The organism is Rhodococcus sp. KBS0724 (assembly GCF_005938745.2).
Taxonomy (GTDB): domain Bacteria; phylum Actinomycetota; class Actinomycetes; order Mycobacteriales; family Mycobacteriaceae; genus Rhodococcus_F.
The window spans coordinates 3,958,307-3,971,248 of record NZ_VCBX02000001.1; the positions used below are offsets into that span (position 1 = coordinate 3,958,307).

Here is a 12,942-nt window from a genome sequence, read left to right on the forward strand (position 1 = left end):
TACTTTCGAGGAGGCATTCCATGTGTGGAATCGTCGGGCTTCACCTACGTGACGCCACGCTCTACCCCCAACTCGGTGCATTGCTGACCGACATGCTCGACGCGATGTGTGATCGCGGACCCGACTCGGCCGGAATGGCGATCTACGGCAACCCAACCTGGTCACCGGCCGGCGAGGCAACCGTCTCAGTTCTCGATTCTCCGGTCAGCGCAATTGAACTCGCAGAACAGCTGACTCATCGGCTCGCTGTCGCGGTGACCGGGCACGACCTCGACCCCACCGTAGTGGTGCATGCCCCGGTAGCCGCAGACACCCTGGCAGATGCGGTCCGTGCTATCGCCCCCACAGCCCGGATCATCGGATTCGGCGACGAGCTGACTGTGCTCAAGGGCATGGGCAACCCCACCGACCTTGCACACCGGTTCGGTCTCCCCCAGGCCGGCGGATGGCAAGGCGTCGCACATACCCGGATGGCCACCGAATCCGCTGTCACGGCGGAAGGTTCTCATCCTTTTGCCGTCGGACCGGATCAGTGCCTGGTACACAACGGTTCGTTCTCGAATCACATGAGCATCAAGCACGACCTCGAACGCGCCGGCGTGCACTTCGACAGCGAAAACGACACCGAGGTGGGCGCCCGCTTCGTCGCCAAACAGCTCGCCGAGGGGGTCGACCTCGAGAAGGCACTGCTGATGCTCAACGAGACATTCGACGGCTTCTACACACTGTTGGTGTCGAACAGCGATTCGTTTGCCGTCGTTCGCGACCCGATCGCCTGCAAGCCGGCGATCATTGCCGAGACCGATCGTTGGGTGGCCATGGCATCCGAATACCGCGCCCTGGCACATCTGCCAGGCATCGAGAACGCCCGAATCTTCGAACCAGAACCGGAAGAGGTGTACGTATGGCACCGTCAGTGACGACCACACACGAAATCGCAACCAGCGTCATCGATCTGCAGACGTCGAGCACCCGCGCAGTCAACGAACTGCTGAGTTCTCCGGACGCCCCGACAAGTCTGACCATTACCCAACCGCAAGGCGCACACGCCCTTGCATGCGGGCTGGACAAGGATATCGACGTCACCATCGACGGTCATGTCGGCTACTACTGCGCCGGAATGAACCAACATGCCAGCGTCACGGTTACCGGAAATGCCGGTGTCGGAGTGGCCGAGAACATGATGTCGGGCACCGTCCATGTCAAAGGGGACGCGTCGCAATCCGCCGGCGCCACCGCACACGGCGGACTACTGATCATCGACGGCAACGCTGCCGCACGATGCGGAATCTCGATGAAGGGTGTCGACATCGTCGTCGGCGGCGACATCGGTCACATGAGCGCTTTCATGGGACAAGCGGGTAGGCTCGTTGTTTGCGGCAATGCCGGTGAAGCACTAGGTGATTCACTGTACGAGGCCAGAATCTACGTGCGTGGCACGGTGGCGTCGCTGGGTGCTGACTGCATCAAGAAGGACATGCGTCCCGAGCACCTGAAGGAACTCGGCGAACTACTCACCGCCGCAGGTCTGCACCACGATCCCACCGAATTCAGCCGTTACGGCTCTGCCCGTCAGCTGTACAACTTCCACGTCGACAACGCCAGCGCGTATTAGGAGAGGTTCGCCATGACAACAGAAGTACCCGGCACCGTATTGCGCGAATCCGCAACCTACGACCGCAGCGTCATCGCCGAGATCCAGCGCGCCGCCGAGACCGGAATCTACGATATTCGTGGTTGGGGTGCCAAGCGTAAGCTCCCCCACTTCGACGACCTACTGTTCCTCGGCGCCTCGATGTCGCGCTACCCGCTCGAGGGTTACCGCGAGAAATGCGATACCGACGTCGTTCTCGGCGACACACACGCGAAGTTCCCGCTACACCTGGACATCCCGATCACCATCGCCGGTATGAGCTTCGGCGCGCTGTCCGGTCAAGCCAAGGAGGCACTCGGACGCGGAGCCAGTGCGGTCGGAACCTCGACCACCACCGGCGACGGCGGAATGACACCGGAGGAACGCGGTCAATCCAAGAACCTCGTCTACCAGTACCTCCCGTCGCGCTACGGCATGAACCCCGACGACCTGCGCAAAGCCGACGCCATCGAGATCGTTCTCGGACAGGGCGCCAAGCCCGGTGGCGGCGGGATGCTCCTGGGCCAGAAGATCACCGAGCGAGTCGCCGGCATGCGAACCCTGCCGATGGGCGTCGACCAGCGCAGCGCCTGCCGCCACCCCGACTGGACCGGGCCAGACGACCTCGCGATCAAGATCATCGAACTCCGCGAGATCACCAACTGGGAGAAGCCGATCTACGTCAAGGTCGGCGCAACACGCACCTACTACGACGTCAAGCTTGCCGTGAAAGCCGGCGCCGACGTAGTCGTCGTCGACGGCATGCAGGGTGGAACCGCCGCAACCCAGGACGTGTTCATCGAACATGTCGGCATCCCGACTCTGGCCGCGATTCCCCAAGCGGTGCAGGCTTTGCAGGAAATGGGCGTGCATCGCAAGGTCCAGCTCATCATCTCCGGCGGAATCCGCAGCGGAGCCGATGTCGCCAAAGCGATGGCACTCGGTGCCGACGCCGTAGCCATCGGTACCGCAGCCCTGATAGCTCTGGGAGACAACAGCCCTCGCTACGCAAAAGAGTACGAAGCACTCGGTAGCGCGGCAGGTTTCTACGACGACTTCCAGGCCGGGCGCGACCCAGCGGGTATCACCACTCAAGACCCGGAACTGTCGAAGAACCTCGACCCCGTCGAAGGTGGCCGACGCCTCGCCAACTACCTCCGAGTCCTCACCATGGAAGCCCAGACCTTGGCACGGGCCTGCGGAAAATCGCACCTGCGCAATCTCGAGCCCGAGGACCTTGTCGCACTCACCGTCGAAGCATCCGCGATGGCGCGCGTTCCCCTCGCCGGTACCACCTGGATTCCCGGTCGGTACTGAAAACCCACGTTCCACGCCAGGAAAGAGGGGTACGCCATGACGTCAACCGAGACACCGGGAATCGTGCACGACACCGAACCACGCGAGGTCACACCAGACTCCGCGTCCGACGGCTCGCTCGAAGCCGTGATCGGGGCCCAGGTTCGCAATCTTCGGATCAGCGCCGGACTCTCGCTCAGTGACATGGCTACCCGGGTCGGTATCTCCAAAGCCATGCTCTCCAAAATCGAGAATGCGCAGGCATCGTGCAGCCTCGCGACGCTGTCAAGACTCTCGACCGGCCTTGACGTTCCGGTGACCACGCTGTTTCGCGGGGCCGGAACGCAGCGTGAATCGGTGTACACGCGGGCCGGAAGCGGCGCGCACATTGTCGGCAGAGGGACGCGCTCAGGCCATCACTACGAGATGCTCGGTGCGCTACGTGGACAACACCGTCGACTCGAAGCAGTGGTAGTGACACTCGAACAGGAGTCGACGATCTCGCCGCGTTTCCAGCATCCCGGTACCGAACTGTTGTTCATGCTGCAAGGAGACATGGTCTACACCCACGACGGATCCGACTATCGGCTTCGCGCCGGCGATTCACTACTCCTCGACGGAGAAGGGTTGCACGGTCCGAAAGATCTGTTCGAACTCCCCATCACGTTTCTCGCAGTCACTGCGTACCCCGACAACCACGTCGCGTGAGAATTCCGAACACGCTTCTCCCGAGAGGACCCCTACTTCCGTGACTTCCTTCGACACTCTGTGGTCGACAATCCTCGATGTCGGCCAGCACCGAAATACCCGAGGATATCGCCGATTCGCCTGGGGTGACGCTGATCTGACTCTGCGCGAGTGGTTTCGCGACAACGCATCGAAGCGTGGAATGGACGTCGAAGAGGACCGCAACGGCAATCTGTGGGCATGGTGGATGCCGACGGGGTGGGTTGGCGAGCCCACCGGAGCGTTCGTCACCGGCTCGCACCTCGATTCCGTTCCCGACGGTGGTGCGTACGACGGTCCACTCGGGGTCGTGTCCGCCTTCGCCGCCATCGACATCGTCCGCGAACGCGGTATCGAACCGACGATCCCCATCGCGATCACCGCGTTCTCCGACGAAGAAGGCGCTCGGTTCGGAGTTGCCTGCGTCGGAAGCCAATTGACGACGGGCGCACTCAAACCCGAACGCGCATTGGCCCTCCGGGACGTTGACGGCATCACGCTGGCAGAAGCCATGTCCAAAGCAGGCCGGTCAACCACGCACATCGGGACCGACGACACCCTCGAGAGCAAGGTCGGTGTCTACGTAGAACTACACGTGGAGCAGGGGCGCGCACTCGACTTGGTCGACAAGCCCATTGCCGTCGCCTCGTCCATCTGGCCTCACGGCCGGTGGGAATTCACGTTCAGCGGCGAGGCAAACCACGCCGGAGCAACCCGACTCGTGGACCGGCGTGATCCGATGCTCGCCTTCGCGTCCTCCGTGCACAGCGCACGTACAGCAGCAACCGCACACGGCGCCGTCGCGACATTCGGCAAAGTACACGTGCTTCCCAACGGCGCAAACGCAATACCGTCGGAGATCAAAGCGTGGCTCGATGCCCGCGCCGCCGATGAAGAGACTCTGACCAAACTCGTCGAACAGATCGAAGCCGACGCACGAACTCACTCGACATCCGACCGCATCGCACTCGAGGTGTTCGCCGAATCCATCACACCCATCGTCGAATTCCCTTCGGAACCACGCGAGAAGCTCAAACGCGCACTTGCTCACCTCGGAGACGTACCGGTACTTCCCACTGCAGCGGGCCACGACGCCGGAATCCTCTCCGCGAAGGTTCCAACCGCAATGTTGTTCGTGCGCAACCCGACCGGAGTCTCCCATTCCCCGGACGAGTTCGCCGAAGCTACCGATTGCAACATCGGTGCCGAAGCACTGGCAGACGTCATGGCAGATTGGGTCACCGACTGAATGACGCACCGGTACATTCGGCGACCACCCGACGTTATCGGATATCTACTATTGGCGATAGACCTGCACGTGAGCATCGGTGATCACGCCGACATTCAACGAGGGAGCACCCCAATTCGTGCTGCATCCCCCCCATACCGTTACCTGTCGGCACAAATGAGGGACTGGACTGGCGATACGGACCGATCGCATAGAGCGGAAAGGCATTGGGGATGCCGTGAATGCCCCAGCAGTCGACGATCAGCGCATACTCTCTGCCGGCGGCGCGTCGGTGTCATGGCAGGTTGCCATCGCACTGAAGACATTTCGCTCGATGACGCAATCCTGGGTATCCGCCTGGGCGGTGCCGGAACCGATTGTCGCAGCGAAGGCCAGCCCCGATACAACCGTCGCCGTAACGCGTGCTGCACCGACAATTCCGCTCCTCATTGAGTTCCTTCCCGTAGCGAATATCAATACTGTCGGCCCCGAGCAACAAGGTGGTACCACTGTCTGACTTCCTTGCCGGCCTCACACTCTCATGCCCATGGAATGGCGACTGCGCGCATCAGGACGTACCGAAAGTCCAGTACATCGAAGCGTGGAACGAGCCCGACGCCCCCGGATCGACAATCCAGCCCGCGCAGGTCTACCAGTCCTATATCCCGCTCTACCAAGCGGTCAACAGCATCAACCACTCGCTGAGCACCGATCGCGGCTACACCCCGCTCGAAGTCGGCGGGCCAGCCTTGTACTACTTCAACACTCCATTACTCACCACGTTCCTCGACGCCTACGTAGCCGACTCAGATCCCGACAAACGCCTGGACTTCGTGTCCTACCATGCCTACGTCAACGTCCTCCCCGACGGGAGCAGGCAGTTCTACAAGTCCGATCCCAGTTTGGTGAAGGGATACCGTGATCAGTTGGACAGCGTGCTCGCCGAACGCGGCCTGCCAGAGAACCTTCCGGTCTATATCACTGAGACCGGTATCCCGGCCCGATGTGTGACAACTGCGACAGCACCGACTACGCACGTCAAGCTGCCGGCATGCCATCACTTGCCTACTGGTTCTCGCAACAGCACGACACCTACCCGCTGAACTGGGTCGCGCGACGAACCGGACTCAAGGACCAATTCGTCACCCAAAACGCAGTCGGCCCGTACATGGACCTGCGAACGCAACAGATCCTGTGGAAGCCATACAACCCCCTACCGGTGAACGCGCTCACCCCCTACGGGAACGTAATGCTCATGCAGTCAAAGATGAAAGACGCCAAAGTTTCTGCGACGTCAGACCAACTCGACAACGGACTCGGCATCTACGCACTCGCAGCCAAGGATGCCCACAAACCCGAAGCGTCCGTCATGGTGTGGAACTACCAAGGCTGCTCCGGAATTCCGCCAAAAACCAATTGCCCCACCACCGCCCACGACGTCACCATCGACATGACTGCACTACCGAAGAACCTCGCTCACGGAAACCTCACTGTGACGGCCTACCGAGTCGATCAGAACACGAGCAACTTCTACTCCGACCCGACGAACACCGACGTGAGCAAGGCGAACCTTCATAAGGTCGACGAACGCACGGTCCAACCCGACAACGCAACGTTCACCTACAACGCGAACCTCGAACCCAACGCCGTCTACCTCATCCTGTTAGGAAAAGGCCCAGCCGAATACACCGGATCTCTGCAACACACAGGATCTCTGCAACATCGGTAACCAAGTGACCCGCAAGTAGTTTCACGCAGACGCTCGGCCGGAATACCACCAGCCGGGCGTCTTACGGACAACGACAACCGCAACACACGCCTATGTTGCAGCCATGTCGAATACCGGCACCTTGACTGACAGTCCCCCCGAGGGCGGCCAAAGCGTATGTAGTGCCAGACCCGAGCCGGCGCTACAAACACCTACATGCGATTCAGTTCGCTACGAGCCGGAAGAGTTGGGGAGGCTGTTTTTGCGCTGGAGCACCCAGGTTGCGATCCTGGTGCGCGAGCCGTATCCGAGTTTGTTCCGTATGTGATCGACGTGGCCGTCGACGGTTCGCTGGGAAATGACCAGTTTCTCTGCAATTGCCTTGTTGGTCAGTCCTTGCGCTACGAGTTCGGCCACCTGAAGTTCCCGCGGAGTCAGTATGGAGTCATCGGTCGTCGTTTTCGGTGATCGACTGAGCGGCTGTTCCCTCAGTGCGTGGGCTATCGCGTCGTCAAGGGTGAGAACTTTTCCGTGATCGAAGGCTTGTTGGAAATCCTTGTCTCCGATCTTGTTACGGGCGTCGAGCGCGCCTGCTTCGTGGTAGGCGACCATGCTCCCGAAGGTGGCCATGGGACTGCCCGTGGCGGCGAACAGTGTGTCGGCCGCGCCCATCAGTGTGGCTGCTAGCTTCGCGTCCCCGTCGACAAGCGTCCACGCGAGTTCCTCGAGGCACCATGCGCATCCGAACTGGTTTCCTAACCCCTGCATCAATCGTAGGGAGTCTTCCAGTAGCTCGATACCGCGAGTGTGGTCGCCGTGACGCCACAGCGCGGACCCGTAGTCCGACATCGTCATCGACCGCCACACGATTTCGCCCTGCGATTCGGAGATCGTCAGTTCCTGCTCGTAGATGCCTGCTGCCCGATCCGTTTCGCCGAGTGCGTCGACGACGAATGCGAACCAGTAGAGCGCGGGTACCAGACGGGTGATGTTGTCGTTTGCCTGGAATGCCTCGATAGCCTGGTCGAGGTACTCGGCGCCGCGCGCGAGATCGCCGTCGGCGACCGCGACGAATCCGAGCGCGTACGTCGCTAGTACGCGTCCGTCGTCGTTGCGCTGGATCTCGGCCTGGAGCCGAGCTTTTTCGGTGAGGTTTGTCGCTGAGGCGATATCGCGTTGGAGGGCTGCCAGCAGGGCGCCGGTCACGGTGGCTTCGACTACCGCGTCACCGAGGGTGCCCTCGATTCGAGCGGGTACCGCGGTCAGAGCACGGTCCAACCAGTAGCGACCTTCGTTGAATCGACCACGCGTGAGCCAGTAATCGTGCAGAGCACTTGCGGCATGCAGTGTGTCTTCGATCGAGTCAAGATCGGTCAGGCTGAACTCCAATGCGCTGCGCACGTTGGGCAGATCGCAGTCGATCCGCGCCATCCAATCGATTTGGTGCGGTCCGATCCAATCCTTCTCGGCGCAGAAGATGAGCTGCCTGAACCAGTTACAGTGTCGGTGCTGCAGTGAGTCCCACTCGTCGTCCGGCACCAGGCCGCGTCCGTACTCGCGAAGAGTCTCGAGTATGCGGTATCGGACGTACGGGCCGTCTTGTTCGCGAATGAGGATTGATTTGTCGACCAGGGACATCACCAGATCGTCCAGATCTTCGTTCTCGAATTCCTCGGAGAAAATTCCCTCGACCGATTCTAGATCGAAGCTGCCCGCAAAAACGCTCAAGTGTGCCCACAAAAACTGCTCCGGCGGAGTACACAGATCGAAGCTCCAGTCGATGCTCTGTGCAAGGGTCTGTTGCCGTTCCGGTGCGTTCCGGCTGCCCTGCGTCAGTAGCTGGAAACGGTCGTTGAGTCGTTGCAGGATCTGATCGACCGACATTGCCTTCAGGCGAGCAGCTGCCAGCTCGATTGGCAGAGGCAGCCCCTCCAACTGGCGAACGATCTTTTCGACGACCGCACTGTTCTCGTTGGTGATCCGGAAGTCTGTGACCGTGGACTGTGCCCGCTGCTCGAAGAGCGCCATCGCGTCACCATTACTGTCATCGGTGGGCAATGAGGCGTTGGTGGGTAGCTTCATCGGCGGTACTCGCAATACCGCCTCGCCTTGGATGTCCAGCGGTTCTCGACTGGTTGCCAGCAGTGCCAGTCGGGCACAGTGGCGAAGTAGTTCGGCGACGGTATCGGCCACCCACTCGATGAGGTGTTCGCAGTTGTCCAGAACTAGCAGGATCCGGTCGTTGACGAGTCGGTCGATCAGTACCGATCGTGGTGACCGTGTGGATCGGTCTTGTACTCCGAGCGCAGTCAGAATTGTCTGGTCGAGGAGCGCCGGCTCCTGCAGTTCGCTGAAGTCGACGAACCATACGCCCCCGGGGAACGCTCGGGTGGACTCACTGGCGACACGGAGAGCCAACCGGGTCTTGCCGACCCCGCCGAGGCCTGTCAGAGTCACGAGGCGTTGCTCCGACAGTAGACGGTGGACTTCTTTGGTTTCGGATCGTCGACCGACGAAACTGCTTAGTTCGATCGGTAGTTTTCCTCGCGTAGCCGCCATGTGGACCGTGCCGAATTATAATGTGTCGGGGAAGATTTACCCCCCACAGTGTACGCGGAATGATATATGCGCAATGTGCGGTCTCACCTCCCACAATTGCTGAGTCGGCTGGACGTGATCCGCCGAGTTAGTGCCCCGAGTTTGAAGTTGTTTTACAGTCAGCTTTCGCCAGGATCCGCTCGGCGGTTTTCGTCCACACGAACGGCTGCGCCCGCGGATTCCACCCGTTGATGAAGTCCCGAATCTTGCTCGTCAGTTCTCGGACACTGCGGAAAGTGCCGCGGTGGATCGCTTGGCGTTCGATGATCCCGAACCACACCTCGACCAGGTTCATCCACGACGCCGATGTCGGGGTGAAATGGACGTGAATCCGCGGGTTCGCCGCCAACCACTGACGGACCTCGGCCTTCTTGTGGGTGGCATAGTTGTCCATCACCAGATGCAGTTCCTGCTTCGGATACGCCCGCGCCACATGCTTGAGGAACACCAGAAACTCCTGGTGACGGTGCCGGGGCCGGCAGATCCCGGTCACCTCTCCGGTTACGATCTCCAACGCAGCGAACAAGGTGGTGGTGCCATGGCGAACGTAGTCGTGTGTCTGCTTCTCGGGGATTCCGATCTGCGTCGGCAACGTCGGCGCAGTCCGATCCAACGCTTGAATTTGCGATTTCTCGTCCACGCACAGGACGATCGCGTTCTCCGGCGGATCGAGATACAACCCGACGATGTCGGTGACTTTCGCGACGAGTTCCGGATCGGTGGAGAACTTGAATGTCTCACTGCGCCACGGCTGCACCCCGTACTCACGCCAAATCCGTGCGACCGTCCCGTACCCGATCCCCAAATGTTTCGCAAGCAGACGCGAACTCCATTGTGTGACACCGTATTTCTTCGGTGGCGGCATCAAGGTCGCCGAGACGATCTCCCGATGATCGAGACTACGCGGTCGGCCCGAACGCGCATCATCCTCGAGGCCGGCCAACCCGTCCGCGTCGTAGCGAGCGCGCCAGGAAATCACCGTCGGCCTCGACACCCCGACCAACTCCGCAATCGACGAATTCGACTCACCTTGAGACGCGAGCAATACAATCCGTGCCCGCGCCGCACCCGAAGGAATCGACCTCGACCGTACCCGTCTGGCCAACTCGAGATCGTCGCCGTCTCGCAAGATCAGGGGCTTAATCCGCATGCCTGAAGTATCTCAAACCGCACTGTCAAAGAACTTTAGGCGCGCGACATTAGCTGTCCCGATTCCGATTGTTGTACTGATCTGTCGGATGCGTTCGAGGGCATCGGGCGGTGATACGACCAGCACGACACCGCCTGCCACGCACGATCACGCGCGTGAGGGTCGGCTTCAGTCATGATCCTGTGCCGCCCCATCCCCGCGTGACCGACAAGTTTCGGGTACGACCTGCGGGGCCGCAGCCCCAGCCGTACCGAGTGGGCCGGGGTTGTCGAGGCCTAGCAGTCGCAATCGCCGGGAGATCATCTCCGAGTCGCCAATGTCGGCACCGAAGGAATACGTTGTCACACGATGGAGTTCGTGGATATTCGCGACCCGCCGGTGTATCTGGTGCCGCACCTCGTTGCCTACAGCACGGTCAAGCCGGGCGGACGCTTTCACATCCATCGGGCTTAACTCGCGACACCAACTGAATCAGCAGGCGAGATTGATCCATGGGAGTTGTGTGGCTCCGGTACGAGCCGGATCTTCCATCGAAGGATCCCACCGAATGCCCTCCCTGCCGAATTCTTCAATGACACCCTCAAGATACTTGCTGAAACAGATTTGGCTCGACGTCAGTTTGGACTGCTGGAGCGACCACAATGCGGCGTTTCCGATTGCGTGTTCGTACTGTGGACCAAGGTTGAGTGCGTCCATCCCCGCGGCCTTGAGCATCCCGAGCCCGACTGCATTAAAGCCATTTTGAATGTCTCCGCTGAAAACCTTTTCCCAGCCGTCCGCGAATATGTCTACACCTTCCGCTGTGGACAAAGCGCCGTGTTCGACCACATTCGTTGCGAAATTCCATGCCGTTTCGGCGGCACCGGACACCGCGTCGTACGCCGTCTCTGCAGCGCCGGCCACTGCATGATATGCCGACTTGAATGCATCGGATATTGAACTCCAAATGGACATGATTACTTAGTGCAATCGATCCACGGGAAAGTCAAAGCGGCAGTCGCTGCCTCCGTCTTGAGTTCAGCAGTCCAGGGGAGTCCATTTGACACCCAATTCTTTTCTGTTTCCTTTAGATAATCCGTCAGCGAACCTCTAACGTTGTCCGTTTTCGCCTTGGTTGCGATTGCTTTATTCAGTCCATACATGATGCCGAACGCGATTCCGGCGCCGACGACGCCCTTGGTTACAAACCATGAAGCCTCCTTGACAGCCTTCCAAAACGGACTGGTGCCACTTTCGGCGAGACGCCTTATAGCGGCGCCGGCGTCGGGCGCATCGTTATTGGCGAGGGCGTTGTCCAGCGGTCCGTCCCCGGCGGCCATTTCCTCGACTACCGGTAGCGCTTCGACTTGGAGGGCCTCCCCAGCTGCAACTTCCGCGGCACCAGCCACCCCGTCCTCTATACCTGCCATGATGTCCTCGATATCAAATTCCATTTTTCGTGTCCGATCTTGAAACTTCTGCGGCTCCGACTACCAACTCGGCAAGGGAAGTTTGCCAAAAAAATCGACCAATTGCACCAATTCAGACAAGCTGGCCAGATATGGCCAATTTAAGCGTCACTGGGTCACAAAAGGACGGATCTGTCCAATTTGACTTGCGACGGCAGTTTGGCGATCAGACCAGAGCAACTGCCGAACCCCCGCCCCTCTGCAAGGGGTCGGAGCTGGAGGCACTCAATCCCGCTCTTACTTGCTGGCGCGCTAATTGGCGATACCTGCCTTGCGGGCGCACTTGGCACACAGCATGCCAATGCCCGCAGGCATTTGCATGGACGGTCGAGCCAACAAACAGGAGTTGGAGGCCACGTGGCGGCAGAGGTCGCACAGGTTGTCGAAGGCGGGCCTCATCCTTAGTGCAGGCACCGCGATTTGCCATTGCGGTTCCAGTCGTCGGCGGCGAGGGCGCCGATAGTTGCGCTGTTGATGTTCGGGTTCCCGGTCGCGGCCAGGCGTTCGAAGATAAGGGTTCCGTCGCCGGATTCGAGGACCGGGCCCGCCGCCTCAGGGTGGGATTGCTCCCAGCCTACGATCTCCCCGCCCGTCAGCTCCATCTCCGCGACCGAGTGCGATCGACCGCCGCGAGCGAAATATCGCCGGGGATAACCTAACCGGTTAGATACCAAAGCAATACGTATCGTGGCGCTCATCCCAGTTCGGGGTGAGCCGCCAGTCTGTCATAACTGATCCTCCGAGTCTTCACTGTCAGCATCACCCTATGCGAGCACTTCATCAAGAACGACGTCCGCAACATTCTCTTCAGGGTCGACCTGATCCGCACTCGCTGGACTGCTACCAACCGGGCTCGACCTCCCCTCTGCCGCAACAACAATGCTCACCGACACAGCAACCAGAACCGATGTCTCTCTCTTGGGTACGGAAGCCACAGCATCGGCCTCGAAGATCACCAACCAAACCCAGAAGGTGGACCTGAGCGGGCTGACCGGCCCCTGACTGCGATAGCCACATCCTCCCAGTTTGCCGACTGCAACAACGTGACAGTGCCCAATGACCGACCTACCCCTTGACAGATACATGTATATACAGGACTATACATTCATAAATAGTGAGATGGAGCACACTGCGAGGGACCTGCGTGCACGTTCC

13 protein-coding genes are annotated in these 12,942 nt (G+C 60.2%); 8 read left to right on the forward strand and 5 right to left on the reverse strand.

Annotation, left to right across the window (positions count from 1 at the left end):
* The first annotated feature begins 20 nt into the window (after nt 1–20).
* From FFI94_RS18145 to FFI94_RS18180, 8 genes are all read left to right on the forward strand, one after another.
* A complete protein-coding gene (locus FFI94_RS18145; protein ID WP_138869055.1) occupies nt 21–920 on the forward strand; it encodes a glutamine amidotransferase family protein in 900 nt (299 codons plus the stop codon).
* A complete protein-coding gene (locus tag FFI94_RS18150) occupies nt 905–1,615 on the forward strand; it encodes a protein glxC (RefSeq protein ID WP_138869056.1) in 711 nt (236 codons plus the stop codon). Before FFI94_RS18145 ends, FFI94_RS18150 begins: the two co-directional genes overlap by 16 nt.
* A gap of 12 nt (nt 1,616–1,627) precedes the next feature.
* Nucleotides 1,628–2,950 (forward strand): FMN-binding glutamate synthase family protein, encoded by a 1,323-nt coding sequence (locus tag FFI94_RS18155; RefSeq protein ID WP_138869057.1) that lies wholly within the window; start codon nt 1,628–1,630, stop codon nt 2,948–2,950.
* A gap of 36 nt (nt 2,951–2,986) precedes the next feature.
* Entirely contained in the window at nt 2,987–3,637 is a 651-nt protein-coding gene (locus tag FFI94_RS18160) for an XRE family transcriptional regulator (protein WP_138869058.1), read from the forward strand.
* 40 nt (nt 3,638–3,677) lie between these two features.
* Nucleotides 3,678–4,904: an allantoate amidohydrolase gene (locus FFI94_RS18165; protein ID WP_138869059.1), complete on the forward strand. Its 1,227-nt coding sequence runs from the start codon at nt 3,678–3,680 to the stop codon at nt 4,902–4,904.
* Nucleotides 4,905–5,121: 217 nt separating this feature from the next.
* On the forward strand, nt 5,122–5,400 hold the full coding sequence (locus FFI94_RS33745; RefSeq protein WP_185993237.1) for a hypothetical protein: 279 nt from the start codon (nt 5,122–5,124) through the stop codon (nt 5,398–5,400).
* Nucleotides 5,384–5,986 (forward strand): glycosyl hydrolase, encoded by a 603-nt coding sequence (locus tag FFI94_RS18175; RefSeq protein WP_185993238.1) that lies wholly within the window; start codon nt 5,384–5,386, stop codon nt 5,984–5,986. The genes FFI94_RS33745 and FFI94_RS18175 overlap by 17 nt, the downstream gene beginning before the upstream one ends.
* The gene (locus tag FFI94_RS18180; RefSeq protein ID WP_138869061.1) at nt 5,935–6,612 is read left to right on the forward strand and encodes a hypothetical protein; all 678 of its coding nucleotides are present in this window, start codon (nt 5,935–5,937) and stop codon (nt 6,610–6,612) included. The genes FFI94_RS18175 and FFI94_RS18180 overlap by 52 nt, the downstream gene beginning before the upstream one ends.
* A 210-nt stretch (nt 6,613–6,822) precedes the next feature.
* On the opposite strand, the gene FFI94_RS18185 is transcribed toward FFI94_RS18180, so the two are convergent.
* The 5 genes from FFI94_RS18185 to FFI94_RS18205 form a co-directional block, all read right to left on the reverse strand.
* Complete coding sequence (locus FFI94_RS18185) at nt 6,823–9,048, reverse strand: LuxR C-terminal-related transcriptional regulator (RefSeq protein WP_260684189.1); 2,226 nt, start codon at nt 9,046–9,048, stop codon at nt 6,823–6,825.
* A 229-nt stretch (nt 9,049–9,277) separates the two neighbouring features.
* Complete coding sequence (locus FFI94_RS18190) at nt 9,278–10,339, reverse strand: IS630 family transposase (RefSeq protein WP_138869063.1); 1,062 nt, start codon at nt 10,337–10,339, stop codon at nt 9,278–9,280.
* 471 nt (nt 10,340–10,810) lie between these two features.
* Nucleotides 10,811–11,293 carry a hypothetical protein gene (locus tag FFI94_RS18195; RefSeq protein WP_138869064.1) on the reverse strand — a complete coding sequence of 161 codons (483 nt, stop codon included), beginning with the start codon at nt 11,291–11,293 and terminating at the stop codon, nt 10,811–10,813.
* A gap of 2 nt (nt 11,294–11,295) precedes the next feature.
* Nucleotides 11,296–11,772 (reverse strand): hypothetical protein, encoded by a 477-nt coding sequence (locus FFI94_RS18200; protein ID WP_138869065.1) that lies wholly within the window; start codon nt 11,770–11,772, stop codon nt 11,296–11,298.
* 416 nt (nt 11,773–12,188) lie between these two features.
* The gene (locus FFI94_RS18205; RefSeq protein WP_138869066.1) at nt 12,189–12,485 is read right to left on the reverse strand and encodes a hypothetical protein; all 297 of its coding nucleotides are present in this window, start codon (nt 12,483–12,485) and stop codon (nt 12,189–12,191) included.
* Nucleotides 12,486–12,942 lie beyond the last annotated feature (457 nt).